We start from the raw sequence: 13,963 nt of genomic DNA, 5'->3' as shown, positions 1-13,963 counted from the left end.
GGCTGTCGCTGCGGATCAACGACGCTCAGCGGTTGCCACAAGCAGTGGCCCCGGCAGGGCCGGGCCGGCCTGCTCTGCAGCGATCGCCGCGTCGATCACCTGGCGCAGCACCGCCGAGCGACTGAGGGTTCCGTGCAAGCGGCGCTGGTCAAGCCAAGCCAGCTGCGCCTCGGTGATGGAGACGCTCAGAGGTGGCGCAAAGGAAGCCATGAATGCCTGGATTTCTGAGCACAGCCTAAGCGCACCTAGCAGAGCTTGATAAGTTGAACATCTCTGAGGCACCCGACTCAGTGCAAAGCCTGTCGACCCGCCCATGGTCCCGATCGTTCTGCGCGACTACCAGCAGCAGCTGCTGGCCGAGCTCCGCGCCGCCCTCAAGGCCCACCGGCGGGTCTGCGCCGTGATGCCCACCGGTGCGGGCAAGGGGCAGACCATCGGCGCCATCGTCCAAGGGGCGGCGGGCAAGGGCCGGCGGGTGCTGGTGCTCGCCCATCGGGCTGAGCTGATCGACCAGCTCACCGGCACAGTGAGGGCCTGGGGCCTGGAGCCCGACGTGATCGCCCCCGGCCACCAGCTGCTGGGCCGGCAGGTGGCGGTGGGCTCAGTGCAGACCGTGGTGCGGCGGCTCAAACGGCTGCCGGCGCCGGATCTGATCATTCAGGACGAGGCCCACCACCTGGTGGCCGGCAATGCCTGGGGCCGCGTCATCAACGCCTGGCCTGAGGCCCACCTGATCGGGAAGACCGCCACCCCCGAACGCCTCGACGGCAAAGGGTTGGGCGTGGAGGCCGGCGGCTATTTCGAGGCCCTGGTGCTGGGGCCCTCAGCCGCCTGGCTGGTCGAACAGGGCTGGCTGGCCAGGCCCAAGGTGTTCTCCTGGCCAGGTGCCAACAACAGCAAGGGGCAGGGCCCCGAGCTCCGCCGGCGCATGGGCGAGTTTGATCTCGAGCAGGCAGCACGCGCCTTTGGCGATCGGACCGCCATCGGCGATGCCGTCTCCCACTACCGCCGCCGGCTGCACCCGGGCACAGCCATCTGCTTCTGCTGCACGATCGAGCACGCCGAGCAGATGGCCGCGGCCTTCCGCAGTGCGGGAATTCGCGCAGCGATGGTTAGCGGCGGCACCCCAGCGGAAGAGCGCAAACGCCTGATCGCCGGGCTCGGCACTGGGGAGGTGGAGGTGCTCAGCAGCTGCATGATCATTTCCGAGGGCACCGACATCCCCTCAGTCGGCGGCGCGATCCTGATGCGCCCCACCGCCTCCTTGAGCCTGTATCTGCAGATGGTCGGCCGTGCCCTCCGTCCCGCACCTGGGAAACAGGAAGCCGTGATCCTCGATCACGTCGGCAACGCCCATCGCCATGGCCTGCCCACCGATGAGCGCGACTGGAACCTGGCCGGGCGGCGCCGCCGCGAGGGCGTCTCGATCCCCATCAAGGACTGCCCGGTCTGCTTCTGCAGCTGCCCCAGCGCAGCGCAGGTCTGCCCCGACTGCGGCCATCTGTTCCTGACCGATGAGCGCGATGAGCTGCGGCGAGGGGTCCTGCAGCTTGAGGGTGAACTGGTGGAAGTCACAGGCGCAGCCCGCCACCGGCCCAAGCCCAAGCAGCAACAGCCGCGGCGCACGCACCCGGCCGCAGGCTGCCGCACCTTCGAGGAGCTGCTGCAGCGCGAGCAGGAGCGGGGCTACAAGCCCGGCTGGGCCAGGCACGCCTGGGCGGCACGGCAGCGAACCACGGCTAGAAGCAGTACGCTTTGACGTACGGGCAGCAGGAATGCCATGACCACCGTTTCAGCCACAGAAGCCCGCAAGCGGTTGTACGCCCTGATCGATGAGGTGGGCCAGTCCCACGAGCCCGTGCAGATCACCGGCAAGCGAGGCAATGCCGTCCTGCTCTCGGAAGACGACTGGCGCGCCATCCAGGAGACCCTGCATCTGGTCTCGATCCCAGGCATGCGCGAATCGATCCTGGAAGGCATGGCCACCGAGGTCTCGGAGCTGAGCAGCGAACCGGGCTGGTGAGCTGGACCGTTCTCTTCACCAAGCAAGCCCAGAAGGACGCCCGCAAGCTCGCCTCCGCTTCTCCGGCGCTCAAGCAGAAAGCCCAGGCGCTGCTGGAACTCCTGGCCGTTGACCCCTATCAGCAGCCACCGCCCTATGAAGCCCTGGTCGGGGAGCTGCGCGGAGCCTGCTCACGGCGCATCAACATCCAGCACCGGCTCGTCTACCAGGTGCTCCGCGAGGAAGGAATCGTCAAGGTGCTGAGACTATGGTCCCACTACGAGTAGGCGCGCCGTTCGCGATCAGGACGTATTGGCGGCCGAGCCAGATCAGCCAATACAAGCCAGGTATTTGCTGATCAGCCAATACCTGCTGATAGCTGTCAACCAGCCCGGCAACAGGAGGCATGGCCTCCTCCTCTCCCAGCGAACACGAGATCCAGCAGCGCATTCGCCTGGCCTGCGGCCGCGGGTCGGTGCGGCTCTGGCGGAACAACACCGGTGCCCTGGTCGATCAGCAGGGCCGTTTCGTGCGCTTCGGGCTGTGCAAGGGCAGCAGCGATCTGATCGGTCTGCGGTCGCTGGAGATCACGCCCGAGCTGGTCGGCCTACGGCTCGCCCAGTTCGTCGCCCTGGAGGTCAAGACAGCCCAGGGCGTGCTCAGCCCAGAGCAGCGGGCCTTCCTGCGGCTGGTGCAGCAGCTCGGCGGCATGGCCGCGGCCTGCCGCTCTGTGGAGGAAGCCGAGCAGCTGCTTGCCGCGCCGAGGCATGTGCCGCTGGGACACTGATGGATCCGGCAGAACTGCAGCAGCGGCTGAACCGTCTCGCACAGGCCCATCCCGGCGAGCACCCCTACACCCTTGCTCTGAGGCTGCAGGCAGAGAAAGGGAAGATCATCACTGGGCAGCTTGCCAAGCAGATCCTGCAGAGGCTCGGACAAGATCAGACCTGATATGCCAGGTCGTGTCAGGAAGTGACTAGGAGTGCCAAGTTTGCCGTATGGTTTGGGAAATCCCATTCAGGATCCTGAACGTGGCCATCACCTACGCGGAGCTGCTTGAGCGCCAGGAGGAGAACCGCGCAGCGTTCGGTCGGATGCTGCTGAACTGGCGAAGAACCAACGGCTGGACCCAATACACCGCCTGCAGCTGGGCGGAAGAGGCCGGCTTCGATGCGATCTCCTACGGCAACCTCTCGGTGATCGAGCAGGGCAAGGCCGGCGAGCTGCGCCAGAAGGCCTTCTGGCAGCTGGGCGAACTGAACCGCCGAATCGCCGAGAAGGACTGGGGCCCGGTCAAGACCCAGGCGATCAAAGAGAAGCTGGAAGGCGCCATCCCGCTGGGCGACGACGAATGCCCGGCCTGGACGCCACTGGAACTGTGGGCCTGCTACTGCGGCCTGAGAGATGTGCCGGAAGCGTTCCGCACTACGCCCGCGCCGACCGTTGGTCAGCGCAAGGCCACGGAGCTCTCCAGCAAGTGGCGCAACCAGATGCGCCGGGTTGTCGACGAGTGCGGGCTGGAGCCAAGCGACGCCCTCAACTCCCTGGCGGTCGAGGCCAGCGAAGAGCACCGCAAGCGCTTCTTTGCCGTGCTCACGGGCTTCGGCGACTACAAACCGGAGGAGCTGGCGCCGCTGTGGATCGAGGGCGACCTCTACCTGCCCAAGCGCTGGCTGGACCAGTGGGAGGCCGCCAACAGAAAGGGCACCAAGTCCAGCGGCCGCAAAGGCAAGAAGCCAGTCACAGCCTGATGGCTAGGAATTAACAGCCGCTGTGAGTGCGGCTTCCAACAAAGAGCTCTAAGATCCGGATCAGCGGGCAACCGCCCGATTCGATCCGCCATGGTTCCACCATCCAGGCCCGCGGACGCCGAGCCCCTGCCGGCTGACCTGGGCCACGCCACCCCCGAGCAAGAGCTCACCCATGCCCTGGCCTGCTTCCAGGCCGAGGTGTCCCCCATCACCGCTGCCGATCTGGCGGAGGTGGTGCATTCAGCCCGCCCCGCTTTCCGCAGCGGCATCGGCTGGTCCGCCCAGCTGCGTGAGCAGCAAGGCCGCTCCAGGCTGCAGGTCACGGTGATGCATGTCGCCGGCGCCCGAGCTCTGCAGCGAGTCCTGGGCGGATGAGGCCAGCGATCTGGCCGAAACCACCGGCCTGATGCTGGCCATGCTGCTGGGCATTCCTGTGTCTTCGCAGGCTCGGGCTGTACAGCCCAATGCAAATGCCGAAAAGCAGACGGTCGAAAAGTCTGATGTGAATTCTACGCAGCAGGCTTGCCCAGATCCGCAAGCCGACGATCAGTCTCCACAGGAGCCAGTACCCCTGGCTGACTCCTGTGCTGATGGCAGTCCCGCAGACGGTGATCCAGCCCTGGCTCCCCTCTCCCCTGAGGAGGTCAGCGAGGTTCACCGCCGCGTCCTCGAACTGCCCCAGGCGAGCCGTCAGGAGCTGACCAAAGCTTTCCGCGAGCATTTCCAGGTGCCGCGCAATGCCCGCTCCATCGGTGATCGCATCACCCAACGGCAGCACAGCGACTTCATCGAGCTCTTCCTCGCAGAAGCGCAAGGCCAGGTGCAGGCGGCAGCTCCAGCGGAGCCAGGCCCATGAGCACAAGCCATCGCCCCCGGCCGCCACGCCGCTATGGCGAGCAGCCCCGTTCTCAGGCTGGTCGCCATTTCATCCAGACCCAGGTGCGCACCGATGTGTACCTACGGATCCGCGAGGTGATGGAGCGCCACAACATCTCAGCCAGCGGAGCGGTGCATCACCTGCTGCGCGAGCGCTTTGACCTGCCGCCCCTTCCCCCATTCGATCAACACCAAGATTCCACCGATTCATCCCATGGCTAAAGACATCTTCCGCACGCCCCTCGCTGAAGTGCGTTGGGCTCACCTGATCACCCCCAGGCATCAGCTCGACAAGAGCAAACCCAAGGCCTGGACGGCCGATCTGCTGCTTCCCAACAGCGACGAGAAGGCCCAGTCCTTCCTCTTGGCGATGGAGGACCAGTTCATCGCTCTGCACGGCAGCCGCAAGCGCCGCGCCGAGAAAGGCTTCCCCTGGAAGCCCGACAAGGAGAAGCCCAGCGAGATCACGGTGGTGCGCTTCAAGGTGCCGCAGTTCCAGCGGCGCGATGGCTCCCTGTCCGAGGGGCCGCGCATGGTCGATGCCAAGAAGCAGCCCTGGGATGGGGCCGCCATCGGCAACGGCTCCAAGGTTGTGGTGGCCTTCGACATCTACGACTGGGACGGCGAGAACGGCTGCGGCATGACCTTCCAGCCCCGCGCCGTTCAGGTCGTTGAGTTCGTGCCCTACGAGCAGGTGGATCCCACCGACGGGTTTGAGGAGGTCGAGGGCTACACCACCACCGGCAACGCGGCCAGTGATTGGGCAGCTGATGGGGCCGATGACGGCGAGGAGTTGTTCTGATGCCGCTCGATCGTCAGGGCATCAACTCCGGGGCCTGGAGCGGGAGGCCCCCTCACCGGCCCGGTCCCCAGCTGCCTGCGTTCTGCCGCACCCGCAGGCCCACCGTCATGGTCACGGCCTCCAGCCTGTCTTTCCTTCGCGGGCTGGTGCTGTTGGGGCTGGCGTTTCAGCTCAGCACCCTGCTGCTCGTGCTCGCCGGGCCCGTACCGCCGCGGCCAGTCACCAGCCCCAACACCGTCTTCCGCTCCGATTCCGGCAGTGATGCCGCTGAGCTCCCACCCGTCACATCGCTTTCAGACCGATGAACACCACGACGACGTCGTCCCATTCCGCTGCACCTGTCGCCTCGATGAATCACCCTGCTCTGGTCTCCCGCTCCTGGAACGGCACGCCAATTTCTCGGCGCACCACCGATGGCTACGTCAATGCCACAGCCATGTGCAGGGCCAACGGCAAGCAATGGTCGAAGTACCGGGAAAGCGACCGCTGCCAGACCTATCTCGATGCCCTGGCTGAAACCTCCGAAATTCGGATGTTTGACCTGATCGAGTCCCGCCAGGGCCAGGGCGGCGGTACCTGGGTCCATCCCCAGGTCGCAGTCGACCTCGCCCGCTGGATCAGCGCACCGTTCGCGGTCTGGATGGACGGTTGGTTCCTGGAGAGCGTCCAGCAGGCGCAGTCTGCACCGGTGGAGACGACTGCTGCGCCCCGGCTCCGGGAAGCCGAGATGATCAGACTGGTGGAATGCAGCATCGTCCTGTTTGAGCGCCTCGGCGGCCTGGATGAACGCGATCAGCTCCTGTTCAAGGACATCGTGCGCAGCAACGTGCTCACCGCGAGCTCGGGTCTGCTGCCCGGCGCCCCGACTGACCAGGAGCTCACCTTGGGAGATGCCTGGCTGGAGGTGTTTCAACAAGTGCTGCCGCGTAGCCAGTTCTGCGCAGCCGGCAAGCTCGTAGCCAGGGCTTACCGCGAGGAGTTCGGCGAAGACCCCCCGCGCCGCCAACAGTTTGTTGATGGGGCCCCGCGCCAGGTCAAGAGCTATCGCCGCTCCTGGTTGATCGACACCCTCAAGCGCTTCCGCGCCCAGTTGACTGGAGGCTGATGGACACGCCGACAACAGCTGCACGTCACCGGGTCTGGGTGACGACCGCAGAAGCCTGCGCAGCTCTGGGGATGAGCCGCGAAACCCTCCGCCAGCTGCGGCTGCGGGGGGTGCTCACCCCCGGTAAGCACTACCGCCGCTGGGGCTGCACCCAGGGCCGGGGGCCACTGCAGTGGCACCTCGAGAATGTGGAGGCCACCATCACCGGCTGGAGCCGGCGGCATCTGCGCCTCTGATGCTTGATCCGCCCGATTGCGGAGGCGGAAGAGCACTGAGGGTGATGAACAACCGCTCCGGTCGTCCTGGGAGGGGCCGGAACCCCATCGACGCGTAGAAGCTGTGCAGGCGTGCGCGTTCCGCGTCTCTAGCGGCGCCCGCCACATCGAGCAACATCAGCCGCACCCCGAGGATCTGCCCCGCCCGCTGGCACTGCTGCATGGCATCCACCAGCAGGATGCGCCCCAACCCCTTGCCTTGGTGTCTCCGGTCGACAGCGAGGTGACTGAGAAAAACGCCTGGAATCAGATTCGAGCGTGGTGCCCGCGGGACAGCATCGGCAGGGACATCAGCCACGCCGATGGCATGGGCATTGATGGCGTAGAAGCCGAGGCAGGCCCGAGGTTCGCCTGCCTGGGCGGTGTCAGTGGCGACGTAGAGCCGGGTGTAGCCATCACGCTGCTGCCGCTTGGCGGTGCGGCGCAGAAAGTTGTCCTGGCTGTCGCTGCCGCAGCGGAAGTCTTTGGTGTCGTGCAGGCCAGGGTCAAAAGCTTCGATCCGGTAAGCCACCGGTTCAGGAGCGCACGACCTGGTCCTGGTGCAGCTGCCAGGCCTCCAGCAGGGCGGGCGTTGGCGTGGTCTCTTCGTCGAGGGCGGCGAGCAGAGCCTGGTGATCGCCCTGGCTGAGCAGGGTCTGCTGCCTACCACTGAGCAGCTCCTGGGCACGCGCATACGCCGACATGACCACGAAGGCAGAGGCCTCAATGCCCATCAGGTCTGCTGCCGCCTCAATGCTGGCCTTCACCGAGGGCTTGGTGCGCTGATCCATCCGAGCGGAGCGGGGCTCGTCGATCGCTTCGATCGCCGCATGGAGCGTGGTCTCGACCGACGACATGGCACACGAGGAAGCTTCACCATTGTACGGGGGATGGCCGTACATGAGCGCCGCCTAATAGGGGCTGCCGCGTCGAGGTCAGCTCGTACCCCATCGCCCGGTAGCCCCGCAGCCGCCGCTCCCACATGCGTTGCGGCACCGGATGGCCAATATCGAGCCAGTCGATGATGCGGACGCTGGTCTTGCCGCTCTGCTGCCGGTGCAGCCGGCCGGCGTATTGCTGCAGCGTGCCTTTCCAGGACACGGGCATCGCCAGCAGCAGGGTGTCGAGCGGAGGATGGTCAAACCCTTCCCCCACCAGTCGCCCAGTGGCCAGCACGATGCGGGGCGCCTCAGGAGGCAGCTGCTCCAGCGCGGCCAGGGTGGCGCTGCGCTGGCGAGCGCTCAGGCGGCCATGCAACAGAAACAGGTTTGGCAGCTCCTCGGTCAGCGCGCCGGCGATCGCTGTGATGTGATCCGTGCGTTCGCTCAGCAGCAGCAGTTTCCGGCCCTCTTCCCAGGCAGCCAGGGCCTCGACCACAATGCATTCGGTGCGGCGCTGATCCTCCGCCAGCCGGCGCATCAGCTCCTGAATCGGCAGATCGGCGGGTAGTGCTGGGAGCTGATGGGTGCGGCTCACCAGTTCCAGGGTCTGGGGCGCCCCGGCAGGTCGCTGGGCGGTGTGGCGAATGGGACCGCACTGCATGAACAGGATCGGCTGCAGACCGTCCCGGCGCACCAGGGTGGCCGACAGCCCAAGCACGTGGCGGGCCTTCACCTGCCTGAGGATCGCTTCAAAGGAGGCGGCGGCGATGTGGTGGCATTCGTCGACGATCACCTGCCCGTAGCCCTGCACCACAGGGTTCACCTCTCCCTTCCGCACCAGCGACTGCATCACGGCGATGTCGAGTTGGCCGGTGGGCTTGGCTTTGCCACCACCGATGCAACCGATCGCCTCAGGAGCGACATCCAGGAAGGCTTGGAGCCGCTCCTTCCATTGGCGCAGCAGCTCAGCCCGATGCACCAGCACCAGGGTGTTGACACCGCGGCGCGCCAGGATCGCTGCTGCCACCACCGTTTTCCCGAAGGCGGTCGGCGCCTGCAGCACGCCGATGTCATGGAGCAGCATCGCCTCCACGGCGGCCTCCTGGTCATCACGAAGTAGGCCCGTGAACACCAGCTCCAGCGGTGAGCCGTTTTGCCGTTCATCCACCAGCTCCCAGTTGATCCCCTGCTCCTGCAGCAGGGTCTGCACGGGTTCCAGGCAGCCCCGCGGCAGGGCAATGTGCTGGGGAAAGTTCTCGGCGCAGCCGATCACCCGCGGTTTGTCCCACACCGACAGGCGCATTGCCTGGGCTTTGTAAAAGGCCGGGTTGGCGAAGGCGGCGAGGCGGATCAGGCGATTGAGCAGTGGCTGCGGCAGGCCCGAGCGCTCCACATAGAGGCGATCAGCCAGGGTGAGATTGAGGGAGGTGGGCAGCGGTCCCCTGAGCCGCGATAGCGGCACCGCTGCCTTCCAGGGAGTCGCAAGGTCCTCCTCGTCGATGAACGCCAGATCGAGGGAATGGGCACCGCCCGTGGCGCTCTGGATCAAGGTCTGCAGCCCCGCCACCGACAACCTCTGCAGGGTTGCCAGATAGGCCCACTGATCGGGATAGGGATTCAGGTCGTCATCCACGAACACGCTGCAACCCCGCTGCCGGGCTTCCTTCTGCAGCGGCAGGGCGATCAGGTTGCCGAAGCCCCCCTTGGGCATGCTGTCCTGATTGGGAAAGAGCCTGTCGTAGGAGCTCAGCTGCAGCTGGCGCGATGCCTGACAGGTGTGACTGATCAGGGCTGCCCCGAGCTGACGGGCCTCTCGGGCTGGTACCGCCTCTTCGAAGAACACCCACACATGAGCGCCCTCCCCGGAACGGGAAATCTCCAGGGCGGCCGGCACCGCCAGCTCCCGGCAGGAGCGCAGAAAGGCCCGGGCGTCCTCGCGCCAGTCCTGCTCATCGAAATCCACTGCCAACAGATGACATGTGTCGTCCTCCAGCAGGGGGTAGAGGCCGAGGGTGTGTTCGCCGGCCAGATGGCCGTAGATCGCCGCATCGGTGAGGGGCAACAGCTTCCGGTGATGGCAGTCGCGGCAGCTGATCCTGGGCTTCTCGCAGACGCCGGGTTGCCATTCATTGGCGCAGGCCGGTGCATACCCAGAGCGTCCGCTGCTGCGGCTCTGCCAGCGCAGGGCATAGACGTCGTCACGACCGCGAAACAAACGACGGAACAGTGCCACCTTCTGCTCCGCCGAACCGGGAGCACTGGCAGCGGGCTGAGCTGAGTCCGGGGGTGGTTCCGACCGCGGGGGTTCGCTGGAGCGCCAGGCGATGCCGTGAGCCTCCAGCAGGCCAATCAGACGAGCGTTTTCCCGGCGCAGCTGATCCAGCTCAGGGTGCATGGTGACGGCCATGGGTTAGAGCCTCAGCGCTGGTCAGGCTGCCGGTAGCCAGCATTGCGCTCCCGCTTGCCCACCGCCACGACACTTACTGTTAGCTGACGTCTGCGCTCGATGGCCAGGAGCGACGAGTCCTCAGATCAGCTAGGCAGCTTCCAAAGGTGGTCCAGAATCCAGTCTGCGGGCCGCCTTAGCAAAAGCGTCATCCACCACATCGTCCCCGCACCAGCGGCTGTAAGCCGCCAGGTGGGTCTGCACGCTGTGCCCCATCGCCGCGGCCACGACCTTGGGAGGCAGGTCGCAGATCACATGGGCGCGGTGGGCGTAGCCATGGCGACAGGAGTAGGGAACGAGCTTTTCGCCCTTGGCCTCGTACTCACGGCGTAGCTCCTTCCAGAGTGGCCGATTCATCAGGTAGTGGCCCACATAGCCGCCACCCAATCCCGGCTGCATGGGCGGCAGCTCCTGGGCTGGGAAGCGTTCCTCCAGGCGCCAACCGTCAGCCCAGTCGTCACAGGGCAGAGGCCGCAACACCCTTGGCCGGGTCTTGCCGCGGGAAGCGACCTTCTCATACATGCACCAAAGGCGACCCTGGCGGAGCTGGAGATGTTGGAGCTCCTCCGGGCGGAGTCCATAAGCCGCCATCAGCTGAAAGGTAAATCGCCAGCGGGCATCCGGGATGGCCCGCACCAACGCGAGGATGTGCTCCACCTCCAACGGCGTCGTGATGGCTTTGGCTGTACGCGATCGCCCCACGAACACCGACAGGTCTTGCGGCGGCTCCCAGTCCTCACCCAGCCGTCGCTCCGCCACGGCCCAACGCAACAGGGCAGCGGTCGACTGAATCTGGATCTGGCGGGTGCGCCCGCCTGGCTTATCCGCCCAGATTCTGGCCAGGGCCTCCAGCAGCTGCTTGGCGTTCTGAGGCGGGGCCGCCACTGCCACGGCACCGAGCACGTGGTTCATGTGGTGCCGGTAGACCCGATGCCAGGTCGATGGCTTGATCTCGCCACTGATCAGCTTGTGCTCCCGGAAGGCTGCAATCAAGGCATCCCAGTCCCCAGGAGCGTGGAGCGCCGCACCACCTCGATGCCTGGCGCCGCCACCCTGGCTCGAGGCCGGTCGGAGCACTGCCGCCCCATCTGCGCCCTGCTCCTCCGCACGGGGCATCCGGGCAACGCAGGCATCAGGCTCGATGCCCTGCTGGAACTCGTCGTAGACCTGAACCACGGCGTCGCGGATCTGATCGACCTGGTCGCACTCCCAGGGGATCGGCAGCAGCACCTGGCGACGCTTGCCCCCACCAGCACCAGCAGCAATGTTCAGGCGCGCATGACCACGGTGATTCAGCACCGTCCAGCCCCTGCGGCAGCCCCTTTGAGACAGCGCGTGAGACACGACGGCCCTGATCGTCACCTCCCAGCCACGGGCCGCCGGCATGTGAGACGTTTGGTGAGATGTTTCGTCTCACAGCCTGGCACGGCCAAACAGGCGCTGGCACAGACTGGAAGCCCTAACGCCAGTCGCAGCAAGGACTTTAGGCTGAAAGCCCTTATTGAGAAAAGGAAGCGGGCGGCGGGAATCGAACCCGCATCATCAGCTTGGAAGGCTGAGGTTTTACCACTAAACTACGCCCGCACCAGTACAAATGTACCTACGGTGAGCGCTCGTCCCGGCCCCAGCGGCCGTTGCGAACGCTTATCTGCAGCATTATGGCCTGCGCCTGGGACAACCCTTCTTGACCTCCCCCGAGACCACCCTGTGCCCCCAGGCGCCCAGAGAAGTCAGCGATGTCTCCAGCCTCAGCGGCGGGGACCGGCGGCGGATGCTCTGGTCCTATGGACTCGGCGATGCAGGCACCGGCATGGCCGCCACCCTGCTCGGGTTCTACCTGTTCGTCTTCTACACCGGGGTTGCTGGCCTGCCGGCCTGGATGGCGGGCCTGGTGCTGATGGTGATCAAGCTCTGGGACGGCATCAACGACCCGATCGTCGGGTTCCTCAGCGACCACACCAAGAGCCGCTGGGGTCCCCGCATTCCCTGGATCGCAGGCAGTGCCGTGCCGCTCGGGCTGGGCATGGCGGCGATGTGGTGGGTGCCCCCCGGCAACGACTGGCAGAAGTTCGGCTTCTTCGTGCTGATCCAGCTGGTGGCGATGGCGCTGTACACCTGCGTCAACCTGCCCTACGCGGCCCTGGCCTGCGAGCTCACCACCGACACCCCCCTGCGCACCCGGCTCAACGCCCTGCGCTTCACCGGCTCGATCATCGCTGGTCTGAGCGGGCTGGTGCTGGGGGCCCTGCTGGTGGGCGGAGGCGCCGCGGGCTACCAGCGCATGGGGCTGATCTCCGGTGGACTGATCACCGTCACCAGCCTGGTCTGCGCCTGGGGACTGGCCCCCTACGCCCGCAACTGTCAACGCCCCAGCGGCCATCCCGAACCGATCCGCCAACAGCTGCGGCGGATCAGCCGCAACGGCCGCTTCCTGCGGGTGCTGGGTCTCTACCTGCTGCTCTGGGGCGCCCTTCAGCTGATGCAACCCGTGTCGCTGATCTTCCTCACGGTGGTGATGCGCATCCCCGAGAGCTGGAGCACCTGGATCCTGATTCCCTTCCAGCTCAGTGCCCTCGCCGGGCTGCAGCTCTGGAGCTGGGTGGCCTACTGGCACGGCCGCGTCCATGCCCTGCGCTGGGGCGTGGGGCTCTGGATGGTGGGCTGCATGGCGGCGATGGTGCTGGTGCCCCTCAACCCTGAGGTCTCTCCCACCGGCTCGGCCGGCAACATTCTCAACCTGTCGCTGCTGGTGGCCACGATCCTGCTGGTGGGTCTCGGAGCCGCCACCGCCTACCTGATCCCCTGGGCCCTGCTGCCCGATGCCATCGATGCCGATCCCGACAAGCCCGCCGGGCTCTACACCGCCTGGATGGTGATCACCCAGAAGCTGGGCATCGGTGTGGCGGTGTTCGTCCTCGGCAACATCCTCAGCATCAGCGGCTACAAAGCGGCTCGGGGCCTGCTCCAGCCCGACTCCGCCCTGCTCACGATCAGGCTGTGCATGGGCATCATTCCGGTGGTGCTGATCCTGGTGGGGCTGGTGGTGATGCGACGCTGGCCCGAACGGCGCCGTCGCAGGCCGGTGCTTCAACCATGAGACTCCCCCGCTGGCTGCAGCGCCTGGGCAGCAGTGCCCTGATCGGCGGTCAGGCGATCTCGGCCCTCGCCAAAGGCCGCCTCAACATCAACGATCTGTTCGAGCAGATGCTCGAAGCCGGACCCGGCAGCTTCCTGATCGTGTTCATCACCGCCCTGGCCGTCGGCACGGTGTTCAACATCCAGGTGGCGGCCGAACTCACCAGCCAGGGTGCCGGCTTCTCCGTGGGCGGCATCCTGGCCCTCAGTCTGGCGCGGGAGATCGCCCCTCTGCTCACCGCCACTCTGCTCACAGGGAAAGTGGCCACCGCCTTCGCCGCCCAGCTGGGCACGATGCAGGTCACCGAGCAGATCGATGCGATCACGATGCTGCGCACCGACCCTGTGGAGTACCTGGTGGTGCCCCGGGTGTTGGCGATGGTGGTGATGGCGCCGGTGCAGTGCCTGCTGTTCTTCGTGGTGGGGGTCTGGTCGGGCCAGGTGAGCAGCACGTTCCTGTACTCGATCCCCCCCTCGGTGTTCTGGAACTCTGTCCGCACCTGGATGGAGCCCTCCGACCTCCCCTCGATGCTGGTCAAGGCCCTGGTGTTCGGCCTGCAGATCGCGGTGATCGCCTGCGGCTGGGGCCTCACCACCCGGGGCGGCCCCAAGGAGGTGGGCACCAGCACCACCGGCGCCGTGGTGATGATCCTGGTGACGGTGAGCCTGGTGGACGTGGTCCTCACCCAGGTGTTGTTCGGGACCTGAGGC

Annotated in this window: 19 protein-coding genes and 1 tRNA gene; 14 read left to right on the top strand and 6 right to left on the bottom strand. The window is 66.3% G+C overall.

Translation table 11 applies throughout. The features are described 5' to 3' along the window. Window positions 1–15: 15 nt before the first annotated feature. Entirely contained in the window at window positions 16–210 is a 195-nt protein-coding gene (locus KQ297_RS10120) for a hypothetical protein (protein WP_259739307.1), read from the bottom strand. 103 nt (window positions 211–313) lie between these two features. Between KQ297_RS10120 and KQ297_RS10115 the strand changes: the two genes are divergently transcribed. The 12 genes from KQ297_RS10115 to KQ297_RS10060 all read left to right on the top strand — a co-directional run bounded on the left by KQ297_RS10115 (window position 314) and on the right by KQ297_RS10060 (window position 6,772). Then, complete coding sequence (locus tag KQ297_RS10115) at window positions 314–1,759, top strand: DEAD/DEAH box helicase (RefSeq protein ID WP_259739306.1); 1,446 nt, start codon at window positions 314–316, stop codon at window positions 1,757–1,759. A gap of 21 nt (window positions 1,760–1,780) precedes the next feature. Continuing rightward, window positions 1,781–2,023, top strand: a complete 243-nt coding sequence (locus tag KQ297_RS10110; RefSeq protein WP_190545118.1) for a type II toxin-antitoxin system Phd/YefM family antitoxin — start codon at window positions 1,781–1,783, stop codon at window positions 2,021–2,023. After that, window positions 2,020–2,289, top strand: a complete 270-nt coding sequence (locus tag KQ297_RS10105; protein WP_259739305.1) for a Txe/YoeB family addiction module toxin — start codon at window positions 2,020–2,022, stop codon at window positions 2,287–2,289. The genes KQ297_RS10110 and KQ297_RS10105 overlap by 4 nt, the downstream gene beginning before the upstream one ends. Window positions 2,290–2,408: 119 nt before the next feature. Continuing rightward, on the top strand, window positions 2,409–2,789 hold the full coding sequence (locus KQ297_RS10100; RefSeq protein ID WP_259739304.1) for a VRR-NUC domain-containing protein: 381 nt from the start codon (window positions 2,409–2,411) through the stop codon (window positions 2,787–2,789). A 244-nt stretch (window positions 2,790–3,033) separates the two neighbouring features. Next, complete coding sequence (locus tag KQ297_RS10095; RefSeq protein WP_259739303.1) at window positions 3,034–3,753, top strand: XRE family transcriptional regulator; 720 nt, start codon at window positions 3,034–3,036, stop codon at window positions 3,751–3,753. 90 nt (window positions 3,754–3,843) lie between these two features. Further along, window positions 3,844–4,128, top strand: a complete 285-nt coding sequence (locus KQ297_RS10090) for a hypothetical protein (protein WP_259739302.1) — start codon at window positions 3,844–3,846, stop codon at window positions 4,126–4,128. Continuing rightward, window positions 4,085–4,609: a hypothetical protein gene (locus tag KQ297_RS10085; RefSeq protein ID WP_259739301.1), complete on the top strand. Its 525-nt coding sequence runs from the start codon at window positions 4,085–4,087 to the stop codon at window positions 4,607–4,609. The genes KQ297_RS10090 and KQ297_RS10085 overlap by 44 nt, the downstream gene beginning before the upstream one ends. Then, the gene (locus KQ297_RS10080; protein ID WP_259739300.1) at window positions 4,606–4,851 is read left to right on the top strand and encodes a hypothetical protein; all 246 of its coding nucleotides are present in this window, start codon (window positions 4,606–4,608) and stop codon (window positions 4,849–4,851) included. The genes KQ297_RS10085 and KQ297_RS10080 overlap by 4 nt, the downstream gene beginning before the upstream one ends. Continuing rightward, window positions 4,844–5,431, top strand: a complete 588-nt coding sequence (locus KQ297_RS10075) for a hypothetical protein (RefSeq protein ID WP_259739299.1) — start codon at window positions 4,844–4,846, stop codon at window positions 5,429–5,431. The genes KQ297_RS10080 and KQ297_RS10075 overlap by 8 nt, the downstream gene beginning before the upstream one ends. Then, window positions 5,431–5,736, top strand: a complete 306-nt coding sequence (locus KQ297_RS10070; RefSeq protein WP_259739298.1) for a hypothetical protein — start codon at window positions 5,431–5,433, stop codon at window positions 5,734–5,736. The genes KQ297_RS10075 and KQ297_RS10070 overlap by 1 nt, the downstream gene beginning before the upstream one ends. A 44-nt stretch (window positions 5,737–5,780) precedes the next feature. Beyond that, entirely contained in the window at window positions 5,781–6,536 is a 756-nt protein-coding gene (locus KQ297_RS10065) for a KilA-N domain-containing protein (protein ID WP_259739297.1), read from the top strand. Further along, window positions 6,536–6,772: a helix-turn-helix domain-containing protein gene (locus tag KQ297_RS10060; protein WP_259739296.1), complete on the top strand. Its 237-nt coding sequence runs from the start codon at window positions 6,536–6,538 to the stop codon at window positions 6,770–6,772. The genes KQ297_RS10065 and KQ297_RS10060 overlap by 1 nt, the downstream gene beginning before the upstream one ends. Here the strand turns inward: KQ297_RS10060 and KQ297_RS10055 are convergent. The 5 genes from KQ297_RS10055 to KQ297_RS10035 form a co-directional block, all read right to left on the bottom strand. After that, window positions 6,738–7,322, bottom strand: coding sequence for an N-acetyltransferase (locus tag KQ297_RS10055; RefSeq protein WP_259739295.1), 585 nt, complete (start codon window positions 7,320–7,322; stop codon window positions 6,738–6,740). The two genes, KQ297_RS10060 and KQ297_RS10055, sit on opposite strands and share 35 nt — an antisense overlap. Before the next feature lie 4 nt (window positions 7,323–7,326). Continuing rightward, window positions 7,327–7,647, bottom strand: a complete 321-nt coding sequence (locus KQ297_RS10050; RefSeq protein ID WP_259739294.1) for a DUF1778 domain-containing protein — start codon at window positions 7,645–7,647, stop codon at window positions 7,327–7,329. A gap of 16 nt (window positions 7,648–7,663) precedes the next feature. After that, window positions 7,664–10,078: a TOTE conflict system archaeo-eukaryotic primase domain-containing protein gene (locus tag KQ297_RS10045; RefSeq protein WP_259739293.1), complete on the bottom strand. Its 2,415-nt coding sequence runs from the start codon at window positions 10,076–10,078 to the stop codon at window positions 7,664–7,666. A gap of 129 nt (window positions 10,079–10,207) precedes the next feature. Further along, window positions 10,208–11,416: a hypothetical protein gene (locus KQ297_RS10040; protein ID WP_259739292.1), complete on the bottom strand. Its 1,209-nt coding sequence runs from the start codon at window positions 11,414–11,416 to the stop codon at window positions 10,208–10,210. A gap of 214 nt (window positions 11,417–11,630) precedes the next feature. Next, window positions 11,631–11,701 (bottom strand) — tRNA-Gly (locus KQ297_RS10035). 100 nt (window positions 11,702–11,801) lie between these two features. Here KQ297_RS10035 and KQ297_RS10030 point away from each other — a divergent pair. Then, the gene (locus tag KQ297_RS10030) at window positions 11,802–13,214 is read left to right on the top strand and encodes an MFS transporter (protein ID WP_259739291.1); all 1,413 of its coding nucleotides are present in this window, start codon (window positions 11,802–11,804) and stop codon (window positions 13,212–13,214) included. Next, window positions 13,211–13,960, top strand: a complete 750-nt coding sequence (locus tag KQ297_RS10025; protein ID WP_185467231.1) for an ABC transporter permease — start codon at window positions 13,211–13,213, stop codon at window positions 13,958–13,960. Before KQ297_RS10030 ends, KQ297_RS10025 begins: the two co-directional genes overlap by 4 nt. Window positions 13,961–13,963 lie beyond the last annotated feature (3 nt).

Origin of the sequence: Synechococcus sp. CS-205, from assembly GCF_025128255.1 — a bacterium.
In the GTDB taxonomy this organism is placed as follows: Bacteria; Cyanobacteriota; Cyanobacteriia; order PCC-6307; family Cyanobiaceae; genus Regnicoccus_A.
Note: the sequence above shows the minus strand (reverse complement) of the source record. Positions and strands in the feature narration are given on the sequence as shown.

Coding starts and splice junctions, on each gene's coding strand:
- KQ297_RS10070 (WP_259739298.1), top strand. CDS start 5,431: ATGCCGCTCGATCGTCAGGGCATCAACTCCGGGGCCTGGAGCGGGAGG.
- KQ297_RS10025 (WP_185467231.1), top strand. CDS start 13,211: ATGAGACTCCCCCGCTGGCTGCAGCGCCTGGGCAGCAGTGCCCTGATC.
- KQ297_RS10115 (WP_259739306.1), top strand. CDS start 314: ATGGTCCCGATCGTTCTGCGCGACTACCAGCAGCAGCTGCTGGCCGAG.
- KQ297_RS10110 (WP_190545118.1), top strand. CDS start 1,781: ATGACCACCGTTTCAGCCACAGAAGCCCGCAAGCGGTTGTACGCCCTG.
- KQ297_RS10120 (WP_259739307.1), bottom strand. CDS start 210: ATGGCTTCCTTTGCGCCACCTCTGAGCGTCTCCATCACCGAGGCGCAG.
- KQ297_RS10100 (WP_259739304.1), top strand. CDS start 2,409: ATGGCCTCCTCCTCTCCCAGCGAACACGAGATCCAGCAGCGCATTCGC.
- KQ297_RS10045 (WP_259739293.1), bottom strand. CDS start 10,078: ATGGCCGTCACCATGCACCCTGAGCTGGATCAGCTGCGCCGGGAAAAC.
- KQ297_RS10090 (WP_259739302.1), top strand. CDS start 3,844: ATGGTTCCACCATCCAGGCCCGCGGACGCCGAGCCCCTGCCGGCTGAC.
- KQ297_RS10065 (WP_259739297.1), top strand. CDS start 5,781: ATGAATCACCCTGCTCTGGTCTCCCGCTCCTGGAACGGCACGCCAATT.
- KQ297_RS10060 (WP_259739296.1), top strand. CDS start 6,536: ATGGACACGCCGACAACAGCTGCACGTCACCGGGTCTGGGTGACGACC.
- KQ297_RS10080 (WP_259739300.1), top strand. CDS start 4,606: ATGAGCACAAGCCATCGCCCCCGGCCGCCACGCCGCTATGGCGAGCAG.
- KQ297_RS10075 (WP_259739299.1), top strand. CDS start 4,844: ATGGCTAAAGACATCTTCCGCACGCCCCTCGCTGAAGTGCGTTGGGCT.
- KQ297_RS10050 (WP_259739294.1), bottom strand. CDS start 7,647: ATGTCGTCGGTCGAGACCACGCTCCATGCGGCGATCGAAGCGATCGAC.
- KQ297_RS10085 (WP_259739301.1), top strand. CDS start 4,085: ATGTCGCCGGCGCCCGAGCTCTGCAGCGAGTCCTGGGCGGATGAGGCC.